Source organism: Pinisolibacter sp. DMC100 (assembly GCF_056313705.1).
In genome coordinates, this window is record NZ_JBQUZT010000002.1 from 573,965 (window position 1) to 592,401 (window position 18,437).

The following is an 18,437-nucleotide window of genomic DNA, read 5'->3' on the forward strand; positions in this document are numbered from 1 at the left end:
CCTCTCGTGTCATCGAACCTCGGTTCGACGACGAGCGGGTGACGAACGGCCCGGGGCGTGCCCGGGCCGTTCGAATGGATCACTGCGCGGCTTCTTCGCCCGACAGGACTTCCTCGACCGGAGCCTCGGAGGCACCGATGTCCACGCCCATGTCGCCCTGGGCGCGCGACAGGCCGTCGATGGCGGCGCGGGCGATCAGGTCGGTGTAGAGGGCGATGGCGCGGCCGGCGTCGTCGTTGCCCGGGATCGGATAGGTGATGCCGTCCGGATCGCAGTTCGAATCGAGGATCGCGGCGACCGGGATGCCCAGACGACGGGCTTCCTGGATAGCGAGGGCCTCACGGTTGGTGTCGATCACGAAGACCAGGTCCGGCAGGCCGCCCATGTCCTTGATGCCGCCGAGCGAACGGTCGAGCTTCACACGGTCGCGGTCCATGTTCAGACGCTCCTTCTTGGTGAGGCCCTGGGCCTCGCCACCGAGCATCGACTCGATCTTGCGCAGACGGTTGATCGAGTTGGAGATGGTCTTCCAGTTGGTCAGCATGCCGCCGAGCCAGCGGGCGTTGACGAAGTACTGGGCGGAGCGACGGGCCGCATCGGCGACCGGCTCCTGGGCCTGGCGCTTGGTGCCGACGATGAGCACGCGGCCGCCACGAGCGACGGTGTCGGACACCGCCTTGAGCGCCTGATGCAGCAGCGGAACGGTCTGCGCGAGGTCGATGATGTGGATGTTGTTGCGGGTGCCGAAGATGAACTGGGCCATCTTCGGGTTCCAGCGGTGCTTCTGGTGACCGAAGTGGACGCCGGCCTCGAGCAGCTGACGCATGGTGAAATCGGGCAGAGCCATGGCTCTCTTCTCCTTTACCGGTTGAACCTCCGCGGGGGCAGAATGTTTCTCGGGAGAGAAACACCGGTAGGACGCTTGACGGCCCCGAGACATCCTTCTCGGTACCGAGCGCCCGACCCCACGCGTGTGGAATGGCGCGGGACATAGGCGCGATGGCGGGAGATGTCAAGGCGGGAGGGGGATGGCGACGCTTCCGCCCCCTGTCCGACCCCGCCCCCCCGGGTCGACGGCGCTGCGGCCTCGTGACGTGATCCAGCGTCGCCGGGCCTCTGTGGCCGGAGCGACGATCGGCCCGCTTGCTTCCATCCGCCGGACGTCTCGAATGGAAGACGTGAGAATCGGCGAGACGATCGGACGGGCGGCCACGATGTCGAAATTCGGAACGAATGCCGGGATCCCCGGGATCGCCGCGGCGATGCTCGCCGTCACGGTCGCCACCGCGGAGGCCGGCCCGGCGCGGCCGGCGGGTGCCGAGCCTGCCGGTTGGCAGATCGAGGTCACCAGCTACGGCTGGTTCTCGGGCTTCCACGGCGACACCGCCACCCTGCCGCCGTTGCCCGCCGCCCGGGTCGACATGGGCTTCGGCGACATCCTGTCGAAGCTCGACGGCGCGCTGATGGGCATCGTCTACGCCCGCAGGGATCGGCTGATCCTGTGGGGCGACCTGATGTATTCGAAACTGTCGGTCGACGAGCGCTTCACGACCCCCGTCTCGTCCTCGCTGACCCTGTCGAGCTCGACCCTCGTCGTCTCCGGCGGCCTCGGCTGGAGGGTCGTCGACGATCGGGTCTGGAACCTCGACCTGATGGCGGGCGCCCGCCTCTACCGGGTGAAGACCGACGCGCAGCTGAGCCTGCCCGGCTTCGGCATCACCCGCTCCGGCGACACCGACGAGGTCTGGGTCGATCCGATGCTCGGCGCCCACGCCGGCGTCCGCCTCTCCGACCGCTGGTACCTGACCTCCTGGGCCCTCGCCGGCGGCTCCGACACCGGCTCGAAACTGTCGTGGGACGCCTTCGGCGGCGTCGGCTGGAAATACGACGATCGCTACACGCTGCTCGCCGGCTATCGCGGCCTCGGCATCGACCATACCCGCGGCGGCTACGTCTACGACATCGTCCAGCACGGTCCGATCATCGGCGTGAAGACCAGCTTCTGAAACGACCGCCCGCCGACACGACGACCCCGCCGGCTCGAGGCGAACCGGCGGGGCGCATGGGGGACGGTCGTGGTCGGCGCGTCGCTCACGGCGTGGGAAAGAGCGCCTTCAGCCGCGCCGTCATCGCCGGATCGAGCTTCTTGAGCAGCCGCGCGTTGTAGGACCCCGACGGCATCGGCGCGATGGTCGGATCCTTCGTCGGGTTGAAGGTGCGGATGTCCGCCTTCACCAGCTGCTGCGCCGCCACCGCGTAGCGGCGCGAGATCGCCGCCGGCGTCCCCTCCTCGACCGACGGATCGACGTTGACCGTCTCGATGGTGATCGTGTGGTCGCGGTTGAGGAAGATCTCGAAGGTGCGCATCTGCTGCGGGAAGTCGCGCAGCGAGCAGGTCTCGACGTGCCAGAAGCCCTTTTCCGGCGCGCCGACCGGATCGGGCGAGACGAAGGCCTTCACCGTGTTGAGGTGACGGTGGCCGGCGAGCCACATCAGGAGATTGGGGTGGGAATGCAGCTCGGCGAGCAGGTCGGGCAGCGTCACCGCGTTCTGCGGATCGAGCCACCAGCTCATCTCCGACCGCGGCTCGCTCGGCTCGACGCCGATCGGGATGTGGGCGGCGATGATCATCAGCTGACCGGCGGCATCGCCCGCCGCCAGTTCCTTCTTCAGCCAGGTCCAGCGCGCCTCGTCGAGGAAGCCGTGACCATGGATGTCGAGCGACTTGTCGTCGTCCTTCTGGGTGTCGTCGAGCGAGATCACCCGGATCGGCACGTCCGCCTTGGGCACGAAGCCGTAGCAGGCGAAGCCCTTCTCGGCTGCGGCGCGATCGAACCCGTGTCCGACCGGGTTCGACGTCGTCTCGAAGAACTCCTTCATCCACTCCGACGTGGTCAGCGACCGCCGATCCGGATCGGCGGCGACCTTCGGCGGCGTCGCGAAATCCCCGACCGGGCCGGCGAAGGCGAGATCGCCGTGCGGCTTCGAACCATCGAACACGCCCATGTAGTAGGTGCGGTCGACGATCCGCGACGGGTCGGCGAGCACGTCGCCGGCGGCGAAGACCTCGTCGGAGACGTAGGACGCCCTGAGGTCGGGCCGCGGGCCGTGGTCGACCGACACCGAGCCCAGCCAGAAGTGGTCGTGATTGCCGAGCACCTGATACCAGGGGATCGACTTGTCGAGCCCCACCGCCTTGAACGGCTTCTGGAACTCGATGCTGTCGGCGCCGAGATGGGCGCCCGAGCTCGGCCGGATCTCTCTGCCGTCGAGCACGTCGATGTACCAGCGCAGCTCGTTGTACTGCGTGGAGTTGGCGACGTCGCCGAGCGACAGGCCGAAGTCGAAGGGCTCGGCCGCATGGAGCCGGTTGATCGTCTGCACCGCGGCGTCGAGCACGTGCGTCGTGTAGAGCATCACGCCCGAGCACAGCGACGTCGTCACCGCCAGTTCCGGATGCAGCCGCTGGAGATAGATGCCCTGATTGGGCGCCTCCTTGTCGGTGATGTGGATGTCGGAGATGGTGAAGAACTTGAGCAGACGGCGCTTTCGGTCGGCCGCCGCGGCGTCCCAGCCGGCCGGCATAAGATCGACCCGGGTCACCGGCGCTTCGCCCTTGCCCCAGGTCCAGTTGCCGATGCCGAGCGCTTCGTATTTCGCCAGCTCGTAGACCTCGGCCTTGGTCGCGGGCAGCGCCCCCGGCACGATCGTCCGCTCGGTGGTCTTGGCGACCTTCGGGTCGATCGGATACTCGCCGGCCGCGTTGCGCCCCGTCGTCCCGGCGAAGGCCGCGCCGACGCGGCCGATGCCGGTGGCGGCGACCGTCACGGCCCACACGCCCGCTCCGAAGCCACGTCTGGTCAAAGTGTTCACGGCAAGTCTCCTGCTCGTTCGTTGGTCCGAGGGCGATCGTCACCCCGCACGAGAGACGCGGAGAGGGCTCGATCCGATCCGACTGTGGGCACTGCGATCCGCGGCGGGTCGCCCGGCGATCGGCCGACTTCGGCGACGGTGCGGCATCGAGACCGAGGATCCGGCGTCGACGTCCGACGAGGCCGAGATCGGTGCGATCACGGTGTGGGCGCCAGGGCCCTGCGACGGTCGGGAGGGAGCGAAGTGCTTCATGATTGACGGCGAGGATGGTATTGCCGCCGCGCTTTACGAACGGTTGCCGTCGCACTTCCAGAAGGCGCGGAAGTATTTCTGCGTAATCCTCGGCGTGACATCCGCCGTCGCACCTCGGGCGACCGCGGGCGGGGCGCCGCGCCCCTCCCCGCGCTCGCCCGCGCTCAGCGTCCGACCGTCTGCCGCTCCGGCACCCGGACGAGGGTCGCGGCGAGGAGCTTGGCCAGACAGCCGTAGCCCCAGTCGTTCATGTGCAGCCCGTCGGGAGTGATGAAGGCTGCGAAGTCGTAGTGCCGTCGCTCGCTCCAGCTCTTCATGATCGCGAAGCGGTCGAAGACGTCGACGTTCGTCTCGCGGCCGGCGACCGCCACCAGATCGAGCATGTCGGGGTGGTTCGGGCGGGCGAGCACGGTCGGCGAATACTGCAGGTTCATCAGCAGGATGTCGGTGCCGATCGCGTCGAGACGGCGGACGCCGGCGCGGACGTCGAGGAACACCGACCACATGTCCTGCCCCTTGAGCAGCGTGTTCGTCCCGACCTGCCAGACGACGAGATCCGGCCGCTCGGCGAGGACGTCGCGGTCGAAGCGCAGCATCTCGTCGCGCGTGACGTTGCCGTTGATGCCGCGGTTGATCACGGTGATGTCCTGGCCGGGGCGCGCGGCGCGCAGTTCGGCCTCGAGGCGGGCCGGATAGGTCGCCGCCGGCGAGGTCGCGCCGAGACCGAAGGTCGACGACGAGCCGAGAGCGACGATGCGGATCGGCGAGCCGTCGGCGAGCCTGGCGGCGAAGCGCGGCAACGGCCGGGCGAGCCGCAGCAGTTCGGTCGGTGCGTCGCAGGCGGGACCGGGCAGCAGCGGCGCTTCGCCGGCACCGGCGGGCCGGAGCGGGGCGAGAAGTCCGCAGGTGACGATCAGGGCAGCGAGAGCGGCGCGCGGGGCACGGCGGATCGGCGGCGTCGCAGGGTCGTCCATCTCGTCTCCATCGTCGGGTCGGCGCGGGCCGCGACAGGGGTTACGGAGCCTCACTTGGGGCTCGCCGGCGGTTTGTCGAGGTCCTTGGGGACACGACGGGCGAAGAGGCCGGTGGCGAGCGCGCGCGCCAGATGTTCGGCCATGCAGGCGTCGCCGATGCCGGACCGGTCGTCGAAGAGCGCGGCGTCGCTCGGCAGCTTCTTCAGCCGGGCGAGCGTCTCGCCGACCTCGTAGCGACGGATGCGCAGCACGCCCTCCTGCCGCGCGACCTCGTTGATCGCCTCGCGCATCGCCTGATACTGCGGATCGTCGCGCAGGCTCGCCGTGTAGTGTAGGCCGATCAGCACGGTGTCGACCTCGTGTTCGGCGAGCCAGCGGATGGTGGAGCGGATGATCTCGCGAGTCTCGGCCGGGTCCATGCCCGCCATGGCGTCGGCCGTCCCGACCTGCCAGAAGACGACGTCGGGCGCATTGCGGGCGACCTCGAGGCGGATGCGTTCGGCGCCGTCGCGGGCGAGCTCGCCGGAGACGCCACGCTGGACGATCTGCACCTGGAGGCCCTTGAAGGTCGTCTCGAGGAAGCGTTCGACCAGCCCGTAGTAGTCGCCGCCGGGGCGCGCGCCGCCGAGGACCGAACTTCCGATCGCCAGCACGACGATCTCCTGATGCTGCGTCATGGCGCGGGCGAGATGGGGAAAGGCGACCGTCGGGGCGCCGTCGGTGCCGGTCGCGGCGCATTCGCTCGGCATCGGCGCCAGCTGCGGCTCGGCCGCGGCCGGCAGCGGAGCGGCGAGCATCGTCACGGCGGCGAGGAGAGCCGGGATCGCGCGGAGGCGTCGTGTCATCGCTGTCGTTCCCACCAGTCGGCAACGGCCGCTGCCGTGAACAGGACCGCCAGTCCACCGGCGACGATGATCGTATCGCCGACGATGCCGCTTCGAAACACGAATCGCAGGATCTGGGCGGCGAGGCTCACCAGCGAACCGATGCAGAAGACCAGCAGCGAGTTGCGCCCGAGAAGCGACAGGGCACGACCGAGCGCCGGCAGGCGACGCTCGATCGGCGCCCACAGCACCGAGGCGAGCGCGGCGAGGAGCAGGAACTGGCCGATCCGCGTCGGCGTCAGAAAGCTCTTGTCGTTGACGAAGAGGAGATGCGGTTCCGGCGCCGTGGTCGGATCGAGTTCCCAACCCGCCCAGCGCGCCCAGGCGGCGAAGGCGATCACCGGCAGGGCGACGAGCCGGATCTCGCCGATGTGACGACGGACCCGGGCGCCGAGCCCGGTCGGCTGGGCCAGCACGAAGCCGAGCACGAAGGCGAGCTGCCAGCACAGCGGATCGAAGAACCATTCGCCCTGGGTCGGCCAGGTGTCGAAGGTGAACTCGCCGACGAGGCAGACCAGCCACAGCGCCGCCGAGAGCGGCAGCAGCGCCGACGGCCAGCGTCGATGCAGCAGCGCGATGAAGGGCGAGGCGAAGAGCAGCACGACGTAGAGCGGCAGGATGTCGAAATAGCCGAGCTGGTGGGTCAGCAGGACGAGGCCGATGTGGGCCTCGACCGGGGCGGTGAAGACCGCCGAGGCGTTGAACCAGTCGAGCAGCAGCGGGTTGTCGAGCAGCTTCGAGGCGGCGGCGAGCATGGCGATCGCCGCCATGACGATCACCATGTGGGCGGCGTAGAGCTTGCCGGCCCTGAGGAAGAGCCGCATCACCAGCGGTGCCGCCGGGCGCGGATCCTCGGGGCGGCCGACCGCATGGATCAGCGACCAGCCGGCGAGGAAGACGAAGAGTTCGGCCGAATCCGACTGCGACACCACCTTGTGGGTGAACTGCTCCCACACGTTGCCGGGGATGTGGTTGACGAAGATCTCGACCAGGGCGAAACCGCGCCAGAAGTCGACGGCATTGGGCGAGCGGGGCATCGCCTACTCCCCGGGGTCCGACGACGTCCGGCCCGCGCGGGGCCGAGGACGACGATTTCGTTTCTGCCATGCTGGCGGCGGCGGCGGTCGGCTGTCAAGGCGGCCGCGCCGAAGGTGCGGAAGGCGCGGTCACGCACCGCGTCCATCGGGTGCCGTGGCCGGACGGGCCGAGATCACGCAATGGTGCACACGGCGCGCGCTGTCGTCCGCCGTCGCCGTGAACTAGAAGAGCGGGATGATCACGGACCCGATCACCCTCGTCGTCGCCGAGGCGCACGACCTTCCGGCCTTCAGGCGTGCGCTTCAGGACGCCTTCGCGGTTGCCGTGGTCGAGACGTTCGGCCCTCTGCCGGACGGCCCGATTCCTGCCGACGACGACATCGACGCGACGATCGCCGCGCCCGGCGCCGTCGCCCTGCGCATTCTGTCGGACGGCCGCGACGTCGGCGGCGCCGTCGTCTCGATCGACGAGACCACGCATCGCAACACGTTGGATCTTTTCTTCATCGCCGTCGGGTCACATGGACGCGGCCTCGGTCGGCGGGCCTGGCGCGCGATCGAGCAGGCCTACCCGGCGACGCGGGTCTGGCAGACCCACACGCCCTATTTCGAGAAGCGCAACATCCACTTCTACGTCAACGTCTGCGGCTTCCGGATCGTCGAGTTCTTCAACGCGCACCATCCCGACCCGCACCATCCGCCCGGACACGACGATTTTCCGGGCATCGACGAAGGCTTCCGCTTCGAGAAGATCATGTGAGACCGCGGTCGGGCGGGTGCGGAGCGCTCAGGCGCGGCCGTAGACCGCATCCGCCCGCTTCTCGAAGGCTTCGGCGAAGGTGCGGAAGGCGCGGTCGAACATCGCGCCCATCAGCACACCGAGGGCGCGGCTCCTGAACTCGTAGGAGATCGAGAAGCCGACGTCGCAGGCCTTCTCGCCGGTCTCGCGGAAGGTCCAGACGTTCTCCAGCCGGCTGAAGGGGCCGTCGAGATAGGTCACGCGGATCTCGCGCTTCTCGCGATCGAGTTCGACGCGCGAGGTGAAGGTCTCGCGCACCAGCTTGAACGACACCGTCATGTCGGCGACCAGCACCACCCTGCCCTCGCCCCGATCCTCGCGCGCCCGGACGCGCAGCGCGGCGCAGAGGGGGACGAAGCGGGGGTATTTCTCCACGTCGGCGACGAGGTCGAACATGTCGTCCGCCGAATGGCGGACCCGGCGCGTCGTGGAGAAGGCGGGCATCAGGCGCTCTTGGCGGCACGCGCGGCGCGCAGCCGCGCGAAGTCCTCGCCGGCGTGGTGCGACGAGCGGGTCAGCGGGCTCGAGGACACCATCAGGAAGCCCTTGGTATAGGCCACCGTCTCGTAGGACTTGAACTCGTCCGGCGTGACGAAGTGCGTCACCTCGTGGTGCTTCTTGGTCGGCTGGAGGTACTGGCCGATGGTGATGAAGTCGACGTCGGCCGAGCGCAGGTCGTCCATCAGCTGGAGCACTTCGTTGCGCTCCTCGCCCAGCCCCACCATGATGCCGGACTTGGTGAAGATCTCCGGATCGAGCTCCTTCACCCGCTGCAGCAGGCGGATCGAGTGGAAATAGCGGGCGCCGGGGCGGACCGTCAGGTAGTTGCCCGGCACCGTCTCGAGATTGTGGTTGAAGACGTCGGGCTTGGCCGCCACGACGATCTCGAGCGCACCGTCCTTCTTGAGGAAGTCCGGGGTCAGCACCTCGATCGTGGTCGCCGGCGACTTGGCGCGGATCGCGCGGATGGTCGCGGCGATGTGGGCGGCGCCGCCGTCGTCGAGGTCGTCGCGGTCGACCGAGGTCACGACGACGTGGGTCAGGCCGAGCTTCTCGACGGCGATCGCCACGTTCTCCGGCTCGTCCGGGTCGAGCGGCAGCGGCTTGCCGGTCGCGACGTTGCAGAAGGCGCAGGCGCGGGTGCAGGTGTCGCCCATGATCATGAAGGTCGAGTGCTTCTTCGACCAGCATTCGCCGATGTTGGGGCAGCCCGCCTCTTCACAGACCGTGACCAGCTTGTTGTCGCGGACGATCTTCTGCGTCTCGGCATAGACCGGCGAGCCGGGCGCCTTGACGCGGATCCAGGCGGGCTTGCGCGCCACCGGCTGATCGGGGCGATGGGCCTTCTCGGGATGGCGGACCTTGTCGCCCTGCGGGCGATTGCCGGCGAGGGTGTCGACCACGTTGACCATCGGCGGATCTCTCCTTCCGTCGGGCCACGCGCCGACGTTCGCCTCTGATATAGGCCCTCCCACGCGCGGGCAAGCACGCGCGAGCGCAAAGCCGCTGCCCGGAAGGGGCGGAGGTGGCGGCAATTCGGCGGAGGGAGACGCGGGAGTCGTCCTTCTCCCCTCGCGGGACCTTCGCGCAATTCGGAATGAGCCCGGATCGAGGTCCGTGCGCGATCCTTCGAGACGCGCCTGCGGCGCTCCTCAGCATGAGGCTCTGTATGTTTCCTCGGCAAATGCAGACGCCTCATGCTGAGGAGGCGTTCGAAGAACGCCGTCTCGAAGCATCGCGCACCGCGTCGAAGCCATCGCCCTCACGCCGGCGGCACGCGCCGGCCGGCCTTCACGCGGATGATCTCCTTCGGCCGGCCCTTGATGTCGAGCGGCACGTCGAGGACGAGGCTCGCCTCGCCTTCCAGCGGATGGTCGAGCTCGAGCTTGCCGAGGAAGCCCTCCTGGCTCCACGACACCGGGAGCGAGCCCCCCGCGGTCTCGTAGACCAGCGTCGACCAGCCCTTGTTGGGCACGATGCGCAGCTGATGGACGATGCGGCCGTCGCCGCAGTCGGAGCGGGCGACCTCCCAGCGGGCGCCGTCGGACATGCCGGAGCGGGTGACGACGGTCGGGCAGAGGTCGCGGGCGATCCAGGCGCGCAGCGCCATCGGACCGAAGAGGCCGAGCAGCGCCAGAATGCCGATGCCGATCAGGATCATCCGCCCACGGCGGCGCTTCCCGCCCGCCGGCAGCGTCGCGACGTCGTCCATGCGTCCCCTCCCCGTCGCCCCGCGACCGGTCAGGATCGGCGGGCGGTCGCGCGATCCGCCGGCTCGACGATGACGCCGTGCCAGCCCAGTCCCGCATAGGTCTCATATCCGGGCGTGGCGTGGAAGGCCAGGAAGCTGCCGTCCGGTCGCCGCTCGTAGCCGGAGGTGCGGCCGCGCGGATCGAAGGCGAGCGTCTCGGCGAGCACGCCGCGACCGTCCGAGGCGGCGATGACGCGGCGGCGGCGATCGACCAGCAGCACGCGGGCGATGCCGGCGCGATCGCCCAGCCGAATGCCCTCGACGATGGCGCGGGCCTGCGGCTCCCAGTCGAAATGCACGGCGAGCACGCCGAGCGGCCGGCCGCGGGTGGCGCCGCCGGCGCGAACGGCGGTGGCGAAGGTCGCGACGCCGGCATCGCCGAGCAGGGGCTCGCGCGTCACGTCCTCGGCGTGGAAGTCGTCGCCGGTGGCGAGCCCCATGGCGGCGCGGAACCACGGCCGATCGGCGACCGACTGGCCGGCGACGGCGAAGCGATCGCCCCGCCCGTTGGCGATCACGCGGCCCGAGGGGTCGATCAGCCAGAGGTCGAGATAGACCGTGTAGGCGCGCAGGATGACGCCGAGGCGATCGGCGGCGAAGGCATGGATGCCCGCGTCGGTCGTCGCCGCGGCCTCGACCACGGCGCTGTCGGTCGCCCACCAGCGGACGTCGCAGGAGCGCTCATAGAGGTTGCGGTCGATCAGCTCGACGGCGTTCAGCGCCAGATCGACCATGCGGTCGCCATGGGCGGTCTCGGCCATCGAGCGGGCGAGCCGCGCCACGGTCTCGATCTCGCCGCCGAGTTCGGTGTCGAGGCCGCGAGCGAGCGCGTCGACCTCTTCCGAGATCCCCCGCACCTCCTGGCTGACGACCGCGAAGCCGCGTCCCGCATCGCCGGCCCGTGCCGCCTCGATCAGGGCGTTGAGCGCGAGAATCTTCATGCGACGGGTGATGGCGCGAATCTCGGCGACCTTCTGTTCGGCGAGGTCCCGTGCGGCGCCGGAGCGCTCGAGGATTCCGTCCAGGGACTGCCCGCTTCCTTCGTCCGCCAGGACACCCGCGACCATGGTTCCCGCTCCCCGACTCTCGAATTGACGTTAGGGAAAGACTTGGGCCTGAAATGTAAACGAATTACTACCCGAACATGTACCAAACGACGAAAATTGCGACTTGCACGAAATTTCATCACTCAACTGCGGGTACCCGTTCGCCGACCGCCCGGAAACGCAGGAAGGCGGCGGGCTTTCGGCCCGCCGCCTTCTCGGATTCGATCGCAGGATGTGCCGTCCGGATCAGACGTGGATGGCGCGGCCTTCCGAGTCCAGCACCGCCTCGTGCATCATTTCCGACAGGGTCGGATGCGGGAAGACCGTGTGGATCAGGTCTTCCTCGGTGGTCTCGAGGTTCATGGCGATGGCGTAGCCCTGGATCAGCTCGGTGACGTCGGCGCCGATCATGTGGGCGCCGAGAAGCCGGCCGGTCTTCTTGTCGAAGACGACCTTGATCAGGCCCTCCGGCTCGCCCATGGCGATCGCCTTGCCGTTGCCGACGAAGGGGAAGCGCCCGACCTTGACCTCGTAACCCGCGGCCTTGGCCTTCTCTTCGGTCAGACCGACCGAGGAGACCTGCGGCTGCGAATAGGTGCAGGCGGGGATCTTCTGCTTGTCCATCGGGTGCGGGTGCTTGCCGGCGATCGCCTCGATGCAGATGATGCCCTCGTGTTCGCCCTTGTGGGCGAGCATCGGCGGGCCGGCGACGTCGCCGATGGCATAGATGCCCGGCACGTTCGAGCGGCCGTATTCGTCGATCACGACGCAGCCGCGATCGGTCTTCACGCCGAGCTTCTCGAGACCGAGGTTCTCGACGTTGCCGACGACGCCGACGGCCGAGATGACGCGATCGACGGCGACCTGACGCTGCACGCCGGCCTTGTCCTCGAGCGTCGCGGTGACGCTGTCGGCATGGCGGACGAGGCCGAGCACCTTGGTGCCGACGTGGATCTTCAGGCCCAGCTTCTCGAAGTTCTTCTTGGCGACGGCCGAGATCTCGGCGTCCTCGACCGGCAGGACGCGGTCCATGACCTCGACCACGGTCACGTCGACGCCGAGGGCGTTGTAGAAGGACGCGAACTCGATGCCGATGGCGCCCGAGCCGACGACCAGCATGGTCTTGGGCAGCGCGGTCGGCTTCAGCGCGTCGAAATAGGTCCACACCAGCTTGCCGTCGGGCTCGAGACCCGGAACGACGCGCGGCTTGGCGCCGGTCGCCAGAATGATGTGCTTGGCCTGATACTCACCGCCGCCGAGCGCACCCTTGGGGGCGCCGTCGGTGCCGGTGACGACGATGTTGCCGGGGTTGGTCAGGATGGCGCGACCCCAGATCACGTCGACCTTGTTCTTCTTCAGGAGGAAGCCGACGCCGGTGTTGAGCTGGCCGGAGACGCCGCGCGAACGCTTGACGATCGCCTCCAGATCGAAGCCGGGATTGTCGACCTTGAGGCCGAAGTTCGCCGCGTGCTTCATGAACTGGTAGATCTCGGCCGAGCGCAGCAGCGCCTTGGTCGGGATGCAGCCCCAGTTGAGGCAGATGCCACCGAGGTGCTTGGCCTCGACGATGGCGGTCTTGAAGCCGAGCTGGGCGGCGCGGATGGCGGTCACGTAGCCGCCGGGGCCCGAGCCGATGACGATGACGTCGTATTGAGACATGGAGTGTTCTCCGTCCTGCCGTCACGTCGATCCGAACGGGATCCGCGACATTCGATCTCGTTGTTCGGCTTCGTCCCGAGGTGCCCGGCAAGGCCGGGCCTCGAAGGACGAAGCCGTCGACGGGCGCATCACACGCCCGATTTCGGGCCCTGCCCATCGGTCCTCCGCCCTTCGAGGCTCGCTCGCGCTCGCACCTCAGGGTGAAGGACCTCCGTCGTTCGGGCTTTCAGAGCCCGGCCCTACCCGCCTTCGGCGGTCCACCCTCCCCGCGAGGGGGAGGGTTTCGGCCGAGGTGACGGCACGGCTCGCCTCACACCAGCATGGACATCGGCGCTTCGATCAGCGCCTTGAAGGCGGAGATCAGTTCGGCGCCGAGCGCTCCGTCGACCGCGCGGTGGTCGGTCGACAGCGTCACCGTCATGGCGGTCACCACGGCGGGGGCGCCGTCCTTGACCACCACCCGCTGCTCGCCCGCGCCGACCGCCAGGATCGTCGCGTGCGGCGGGTTGATGATGGCGGCGAAGTCCTTGATGCCGAACATGCCGAGGTTGGACACGGCGGTGGAGCCGCCCTGATACTCTTCCGGCTTCAGCTTGCGGGCCTTGGCGCGCGCCGCGAAGTCCTTCATCTCGTTGGAGATGGTCGACAGCGACTTCTGCTCGGCCCTGCGCACGACGGGCGTGATCAGGCCGCCCGGGATCGACACGGCGACGCCGACGTCGGAGTACTTGTGCTTCACCATCGCGCCGTCGGTCCACGACACGTTGGCATCCGGCACGCGCTGGAGCGCCAGCGCCATACCCTTGATGACGAAGTCGTTGACCGAGACCTTGAAGGCCGGCTTGCCGTCCTTGACCGGAGCGCCGGCGTTGATCTGGGCGCGCAGCGCGAGCAGTGCGTCGAGCTCGACGTCCACCGACAGGTAGAAGTGCGGCACGGTCAGCTTCGATTCCATCAGCCGCTTGGCGATGGTCTTGCGCATGCCGTCGTGCGGCACGAGCTCGTAGGAGCCCGGCTCGAACAGCTTCAGAACCGCCTCGTCCGACGGACCGGCCGGCAGAGCCGCGGGGGCGGCGGCCGGAGCAGCCGCAGGCGCGGTCTTCGGCGCCGCGGCGGGCGCCCCGGCGACGGCGGTGCCGGCGGCGGAAGCCGCCTCGACGTCCTTCAGAACGATGCGGCCGCGCGGGCCGGAGCCGGCGATCCTGGTGAGATCGAGACCCTTCTCCTTGGCGACGCGGCGAGCGAGCGGCGAGGCGAAGATGCGATCGCCGGAGGCGGCGACCGGGGCCGGGCCGGCGGGAACCGCGGCGGGGGCCGGAGCGGCGGCGGCAGCCGCGGCAGGCGCCGGGGCGGCGGCGGCCTTGGGGGCCGGAGCGGCACCACCGGAGGCGGCGGCTGCGGCGACGTCCTCGCCTTCGCCGGCGATGACGGCGATCGGCGTGTTGACGGCGACGTCGTTGCTGCCGGCCGGCACGAGGATGGCGGCGAGGATGCCCTCGTCGACCGCCTCGACTTCCATCGTCGCCTTGTCGGTCTCGATCTCGGCGATGACGTCGCCGGACTTCACGGTGTCGCCGACGGCCTTGAGCCACTTGGCGAGATTGCCCTTCTCCATGGTGGGAGAGAGCGCGGGCATGAGGATGTTGGTGGGCATGAAGACCCCCGAAATCGTGTCGCGAGCTGTCGGCCGGTAACGGCCGGGCGGGAAGCCGATCGGTTGCCCGACCGGCTCCGGGACATCAGCGGTAGGTCACCGCGCGCACCGCCTCGATCACCTCGCCGACGTTCGGCAGGGCGAGCTTCTCGAGGTTGGCGGCGTAGGGCATCGGAACGTCCTTGCCCGTCACCTTGAGAACCGGGGCGTCGAGATAGTCGAAGGCCTCCGAGACCAGCCGCGAGGCGATCTCCGAGCCGATCGAGCAGATCGGCCAGCCCTCTTCCACCGTGACGCAGCGACCCGTCTTCTGCACCGAGCGGATCACCGTCTCGATGTCGAGCGGACGGATCGAGCGCAGGTCGATCACCTCGGCCGAGATGCCGAGCGCCTCGAGTTCGGCGACCGCCTTCATCGTGTAGGTCATGCCGATGCCGAACGAGACCAGCGTCACGTCGGTACCGGGACGCACGATCTTCGCCTTGCCGATCGGGGCGACGAAGTCACCCACGGGCACGTCGAAGGACTGGCCGTAGAGGATCTCGTTCTCGAGGAAGATCACCGGGTTGGGATCGCGGATCGCGGCCTTGAGCAGCGCCTTGGCGTCGGCGGCCGACCACGGCTGGACGACCTTGAGGCCGGGGATCTGGGCATACCAGGCGGCGTAGTCCTGGGAATGCTGGGCACCGACGCGGGCGGCGGCACCGTTGGGACCGCGGAACACGATCGGGCACCCCATCTGACCGCCGGACATGTAGAGCGTCTTGGCGGCCGAGTTGATGATGTGGTCGATCGCCTGCATGGCGAAGTTGAACGTCATGAACTCGACGATCGGCTTCAGGCCCGCCAACGCCGCACCGACGCCGAGGCCGGCGAAGCCGTGCTCGGTGATCGGCGTGTCGATGACGCGATCGGCGCCGAACTCCTGCAGGAGCCCCTGCGTGATCTTGTAGGCGCCCTGGTACTCGGCGACCTCCTCGCCCATGACGAAGACCTCGGCGTCGCGCCGCATCTCCTCGGCCATGGCCTCGCGCAGCGCCTCGCGGACGGTCTTGTGCTCGAACTCGGTGCCGGCCGGATATTCCGGCTCGAGCGCGACGGGGGCGAGCGGCGCGGCGGCGACGGTCGCAGGGGCCGCGGCAGCCGGAGCGGCGGCGGCCGGAGCCGGCGCCACGGCGGGGGTTCCCGCGGCGGTGTCGGAGGCGTCGGCGCCGATCACGGCGATCGGGGTGTTGACCTTGACGGCCTCGGTACCGGCGGGAACGAGGATCGCCGAGAGCACGCCCTCGTCGATCGCCTCGACTTCCATCGTCGCCTTGTCGGTCTCGATCTCGGCGATGACGTCGCCGGACTTCACGGTGTCGCCGACGGCCTTGAGCCACTTGGCGAGCTTGCCCTCTTCCATCGTCGGGGAGAGCGCGGGCATGAGAATTTCAACGGCCATGATCGCTTCTCCTCAGCGCACGATGTCGGTCCAGAGCTCGGAGACGTCCGGCTCGGGATCGGTCTGGGCGAAGTCGGCGGCTTCCTGGACGACGGTGCGGACCTCGGCGTCGAGCACCTTGAGTTCGTCCTCGGTGGCCAGCCCCGACGCGAGGAGACGGGCGCGGACCTGCTCGATCGGATCGTGCTCGTTGCGCATCTTCTGGACCTCCTCCTTCGACCGGTATTTCGCCGGATCGGACATGGAGTGGCCGCGATAGCGGTAGGTCATCATCTCGAGGATGTAGGGACCCTGGCCCGAACGGGCGTATTCGAAGGCGCGGGCGGAGGCCTCGCGCACCGCGCGGACGTCCATGCCGTCGACCTGCTCACCCGGGATGCCGAAGGACACGCCGCGCTTGGAGAAGTCGGTCTGCGACGAGGAGCGCGTCACCGCGGTGCCCATGGCGTAGCGATTGTTCTCGATCACGTAGATCACGGGGAGCTTCCACAGCTCCGCCATGTTGAAGCTCTCGTAGACCTGGCCCTGGTTGGCGGCGCCGTCGCCGAAGAAGGCGACCGAGACGAGGCCGTTCTTCTTGTACTTGTTGGCGAAGGCGAGGCCGGTGCCGAGCGGCACCTGGGCGCCGACGATGCCGTGGCCGCCGTAGAAGGCCTTCTCGACGCTGAACATGTGCATCGAGCCGCCCTTGCCCTTGGAATAGCCGCCGCGCCGACCGGTCAGCTCGGCCATGACGCCCTTGGCTTCCATGCCGGCGGCCAGCATGTGGCCGTGGTCGCGGTAGGAGGTGATGAACTGGTCGCCCTGCTTCATCGCCATCTGCATGCCGACGACGACGGCTTCCTGACCGATGTAGAGGTGGCAGAAGCCGCCGATCAGGCCCATGCCGTACATCTGGCCGGCCTTCTCCTCGAAGCGGCGGATCAGCAGCATGTTGCGGTAGGCGAAGAGCTCTTCGTCGCGGTCGAAGGGCGCGGGGCCGGTCTCGACCGGCGCCTTGGATTTGGAAGACTTCGGGGCAGCCATCGCGTTCTCCCTGCATGCCGTCTCATGCGGCCGGCGTGCGTGGGAGGATAGAGCGAAGCGTGCCGCGTGCAAGTGCGGGAATCCGCAGGCGGAGCACCCTTCAAATCACTGCAATGCAACATGAAAATGACATTGAACTCGAATTCGGTTGATTCGAGTAGATCAACTCATTTTCGGTTCATCCAAACATGCTGCGGTGCACTCGCGACGATGACGATTTCCTTCGCATTCGCGAAGCCGAGAATTTCCCGCGCGCGCTCGTCGAGCATGTCGCTCTCGAGGCTGGAGGAGCGCAGCAGGGTGACGCGATGCTCGATCAGCCTGCGCTCCTTGCGGACCTTGTCGAGTTCCTCGTCGAGACGGGTCGCTTCGACCGCGAGCTGACGGCGCGCCTCGATGCCGAAGGAGCCGTGCCAGCCGTGCCAGGCGAAGTAGCCCGAGAAGGCGAGCGCGATGGCCGGAACGATCAGAGGACGGATCCAGGACTTGCGACGCTGACGGGTAGACATGAGATACGCTGGACCCCTACTCGAGAACGCCCTTCTGGGCCCCGATCGGTTTTCCATATGAACAGCACAGGGTTAACACCGCCTTGCCGGAGCCCGTCCGGAGCCGTGAAATTCGACGGATCGCCGCCTCGCACCGGTGCGCCGCCGACGGTTTGTTCACGCTTGCCGTGCGAAGATCGCGACGACTTCGAAAGGTCCGCGCCCTCGGAGGATCGCGCCATGCGTCGTCTGCTCCTCGTCCCCCTCCTCGTCGGCCTCGCGGCCTGCGGCCGCGCGCCGACGGACATCGACGTCGAGATCGACACCAAGAAGGTCTCCCCCGTCGACGCCGACCGGGCGCTCGACCAGATCCGCAACGCCTGTCGGCCGCTGTTCTCCACCCACGCCTCCGACGTCGAGCGCATCCGCGCCATCGTCTCCGACGAGCCGGGCACGATGGCACGGCGCTACGGCTGGGGCGTCCACATCGATCTGATCGTCGACCTCCGCCGCGCGACGACGACGCTCGACGGCGAGATCGAGCCGCAGGCCCGCTTCCTCGCCGGCGGCGGGGCGCGACCGGGCATCGTCGCCTTCTCGCCGACCTCCGCCGCGCTGTGCGACCAGCCGCTGGCGCAGGGCCGGCGCAACGCCTTCATCCCCGTCAAGAGCCTCGCCGAGGAACTGCCGCAGCGGATCGAGAACCCGACGAAGGAACAGGTCGCGACCTATCGCGCCGAGGAGGTGGCGGCGCTTTCCGGCGACTATCAGAGCCAGCGCAACATGGCATGGTGCTTCGTCGACGGCTGCACCGGCGTCGAACCGATCGACGACCTCAAGGCCTGCGTCTGGCGGCTGGTGATCGCGTCCTCGGGCCACCCCAAGGTCGACCAGTCGGACCGCGACAACGTCCGCATCGACTGCGACCAGTCCCTCGCCGCGGAAGACCGCGCCGCCGCCCAGACCCAGGCCGGCGCCCTCTTCCAGAAGATCTACAAGAAGCCGATGCCGTGAGGCGATCGGGCGGGCTCGAAAACGACGACGGCGGCC

Annotated in this window: 17 protein-coding genes; 3 read left to right on the forward strand and 14 right to left on the reverse strand. The window is 68.7% G+C overall.

Translation table 11 applies throughout. The annotated features are described in order from the left end of the window. Window positions 1-79 precede the first annotated feature (79 nt). A complete protein-coding gene (gene rpsB, locus ACT541_RS11530) occupies window positions 80-847 on the reverse strand; it encodes a 30S ribosomal protein S2 (protein WP_476136972.1) in 768 nt (255 codons plus the stop codon). A gap of 367 nt (window positions 848-1,214) precedes the next feature. Between rpsB and ACT541_RS11535 the strand changes: the two genes are divergently transcribed. Continuing rightward, a complete protein-coding gene (locus tag ACT541_RS11535) occupies window positions 1,215-2,006 on the forward strand; it encodes a hypothetical protein (RefSeq protein WP_476136974.1) in 792 nt (263 codons plus the stop codon). An 85-nt stretch (window positions 2,007-2,091) separates the two neighbouring features. Here ACT541_RS11535 and ACT541_RS11540 read toward each other — a convergent pair whose 3' ends face one another. The 4 genes from ACT541_RS11540 to ACT541_RS11555 all read right to left on the reverse strand — a co-directional run bounded on the left by ACT541_RS11540 (window position 2,092) and on the right by ACT541_RS11555 (window position 7,020). Next, on the reverse strand, window positions 2,092-3,873 hold the full coding sequence (locus ACT541_RS11540) for a TIGR03768 family metallophosphoesterase (protein ID WP_476136976.1): 1,782 nt from the start codon (window positions 3,871-3,873) through the stop codon (window positions 2,092-2,094). A 416-nt stretch (window positions 3,874-4,289) separates the two neighbouring features. Next, on the reverse strand, window positions 4,290-5,099 hold the full coding sequence (locus ACT541_RS11545) for an SGNH/GDSL hydrolase family protein (RefSeq protein ID WP_476136978.1): 810 nt from the start codon (window positions 5,097-5,099) through the stop codon (window positions 4,290-4,292). 50 nt (window positions 5,100-5,149) lie between these two features. Continuing rightward, a complete protein-coding gene (locus tag ACT541_RS11550) occupies window positions 5,150-5,944 on the reverse strand; it encodes an SGNH/GDSL hydrolase family protein (RefSeq protein ID WP_476136980.1) in 795 nt (264 codons plus the stop codon). After that, entirely contained in the window at window positions 5,941-7,020 is a 1,080-nt protein-coding gene (locus tag ACT541_RS11555) for an OpgC family protein (protein ID WP_476136981.1), read from the reverse strand. Before ACT541_RS11555 ends, ACT541_RS11550 begins: the two co-directional genes overlap by 4 nt. 235 nt (window positions 7,021-7,255) lie before the next feature. On the opposite strand from ACT541_RS11555, the gene ACT541_RS11560 reads away from it, so the two are divergent. Then, window positions 7,256-7,780, forward strand: coding sequence for a GNAT family N-acetyltransferase (locus ACT541_RS11560; protein ID WP_476136983.1), 525 nt, complete (start codon window positions 7,256-7,258; stop codon window positions 7,778-7,780). Window positions 7,781-7,807: 27 nt separating this feature from the next. On the opposite strand, the gene ACT541_RS11565 is transcribed toward ACT541_RS11560, so the two are convergent. From ACT541_RS11565 to ACT541_RS11605, 9 genes are all read right to left on the reverse strand, one after another. Then, window positions 7,808-8,263 carry a type II toxin-antitoxin system RatA family toxin gene (locus ACT541_RS11565; protein WP_476136985.1) on the reverse strand — a complete coding sequence of 152 codons (456 nt, stop codon included), beginning with the start codon at window positions 8,261-8,263 and terminating at the stop codon, window positions 7,808-7,810. Next, entirely contained in the window at window positions 8,263-9,231 is a 969-nt protein-coding gene (gene lipA / locus ACT541_RS11570) for a lipoyl synthase (protein WP_476136986.1), read from the reverse strand. The genes ACT541_RS11565 and lipA overlap by 1 nt, the downstream gene beginning before the upstream one ends. A 350-nt stretch (window positions 9,232-9,581) precedes the next feature. After that, window positions 9,582-10,031, reverse strand: coding sequence for a hypothetical protein (locus ACT541_RS11575; RefSeq protein ID WP_476136988.1), 450 nt, complete (start codon window positions 10,029-10,031; stop codon window positions 9,582-9,584). A 29-nt stretch (window positions 10,032-10,060) separates the two neighbouring features. After that, window positions 10,061-11,137, reverse strand: coding sequence for a methyl-accepting chemotaxis protein (locus ACT541_RS11580; protein ID WP_476136990.1), 1,077 nt, complete (start codon window positions 11,135-11,137; stop codon window positions 10,061-10,063). Between the two features lie 225 nt (window positions 11,138-11,362). Continuing rightward, entirely contained in the window at window positions 11,363-12,775 is a 1,413-nt protein-coding gene (gene lpdA, locus ACT541_RS11585) for a dihydrolipoyl dehydrogenase (protein WP_476136992.1), read from the reverse strand. Window positions 12,776-13,085: 310 nt separating this feature from the next. Then, a complete protein-coding gene (locus ACT541_RS11590; RefSeq protein ID WP_476136994.1) occupies window positions 13,086-14,429 on the reverse strand; it encodes a pyruvate dehydrogenase complex dihydrolipoamide acetyltransferase in 1,344 nt (447 codons plus the stop codon). Between the two features lie 85 nt (window positions 14,430-14,514). Next, window positions 14,515-15,873, reverse strand: a complete 1,359-nt coding sequence (locus tag ACT541_RS11595) for a pyruvate dehydrogenase complex E1 component subunit beta (RefSeq protein ID WP_476136995.1) — start codon at window positions 15,871-15,873, stop codon at window positions 14,515-14,517. 12 nt (window positions 15,874-15,885) lie between these two features. Further along, entirely contained in the window at window positions 15,886-16,899 is a 1,014-nt protein-coding gene (gene pdhA, locus ACT541_RS11600; RefSeq protein WP_476136997.1) for a pyruvate dehydrogenase (acetyl-transferring) E1 component subunit alpha, read from the reverse strand. Between the two features lie 167 nt (window positions 16,900-17,066). Then, window positions 17,067-17,408 carry an FtsB family cell division protein gene (locus tag ACT541_RS11605; RefSeq protein ID WP_476136999.1) on the reverse strand — a complete coding sequence of 114 codons (342 nt, stop codon included), beginning with the start codon at window positions 17,406-17,408 and terminating at the stop codon, window positions 17,067-17,069. Between the two features lie 219 nt (window positions 17,409-17,627). On the opposite strand from ACT541_RS11605, the gene ACT541_RS11610 reads away from it, so the two are divergent. Next, window positions 17,628-18,401 (forward strand): hypothetical protein, encoded by a 774-nt coding sequence (locus ACT541_RS11610; RefSeq protein WP_476137001.1) that lies wholly within the window; start codon window positions 17,628-17,630, stop codon window positions 18,399-18,401. Window positions 18,402-18,437 lie beyond the last annotated feature (36 nt).

Excerpts from the sequence above, each read along its gene's own strand:
- rpsB (WP_476136972.1), bottom strand. The coding sequence starts at position 847 with ATGGCTCTGCCCGATTTCACCATGCGTCAGCTGCTCGAGGCCGGCGTC.
- ACT541_RS11535 (WP_476136974.1), top strand. The coding sequence starts at position 1,215 with ATGTCGAAATTCGGAACGAATGCCGGGATCCCCGGGATCGCCGCGGCG.
- ACT541_RS11545 (WP_476136978.1), bottom strand. The coding sequence starts at position 5,099 with ATGGACGACCCTGCGACGCCGCCGATCCGCCGTGCCCCGCGCGCCGCT.
- ACT541_RS11550 (WP_476136980.1), bottom strand. The coding sequence starts at position 5,944 with ATGACACGACGCCTCCGCGCGATCCCGGCTCTCCTCGCCGCCGTGACG.
- ACT541_RS11555 (WP_476136981.1), bottom strand. The coding sequence starts at position 7,020 with ATGCCCCGCTCGCCCAATGCCGTCGACTTCTGGCGCGGTTTCGCCCTG.
- ACT541_RS11560 (WP_476136983.1), top strand. The coding sequence starts at position 7,256 with ATGATCACGGACCCGATCACCCTCGTCGTCGCCGAGGCGCACGACCTT.
- ACT541_RS11565 (WP_476136985.1), bottom strand. The coding sequence starts at position 8,263 with ATGCCCGCCTTCTCCACGACGCGCCGGGTCCGCCATTCGGCGGACGAC.
- lipA (WP_476136986.1), bottom strand. The coding sequence starts at position 9,231 with ATGGTCAACGTGGTCGACACCCTCGCCGGCAATCGCCCGCAGGGCGAC.
- ACT541_RS11575 (WP_476136988.1), bottom strand. The coding sequence starts at position 10,031 with ATGGACGACGTCGCGACGCTGCCGGCGGGCGGGAAGCGCCGCCGTGGG.
- ACT541_RS11580 (WP_476136990.1), bottom strand. The coding sequence starts at position 11,137 with ATGGTCGCGGGTGTCCTGGCGGACGAAGGAAGCGGGCAGTCCCTGGAC.
- lpdA (WP_476136992.1), bottom strand. The coding sequence starts at position 12,775 with ATGTCTCAATACGACGTCATCGTCATCGGCTCGGGCCCCGGCGGCTAC.
- ACT541_RS11590 (WP_476136994.1), bottom strand. The coding sequence starts at position 14,429 with ATGCCCACCAACATCCTCATGCCCGCGCTCTCTCCCACCATGGAGAAG.
- ACT541_RS11595 (WP_476136995.1), bottom strand. The coding sequence starts at position 15,873 with ATGGCCGTTGAAATTCTCATGCCCGCGCTCTCCCCGACGATGGAAGAG.
- pdhA (WP_476136997.1), bottom strand. The coding sequence starts at position 16,899 with ATGGCTGCCCCGAAGTCTTCCAAATCCAAGGCGCCGGTCGAGACCGGC.
- ACT541_RS11605 (WP_476136999.1), bottom strand. The coding sequence starts at position 17,408 with ATGTCTACCCGTCAGCGTCGCAAGTCCTGGATCCGTCCTCTGATCGTT.
- ACT541_RS11610 (WP_476137001.1), top strand. The coding sequence starts at position 17,628 with ATGCGTCGTCTGCTCCTCGTCCCCCTCCTCGTCGGCCTCGCGGCCTGC.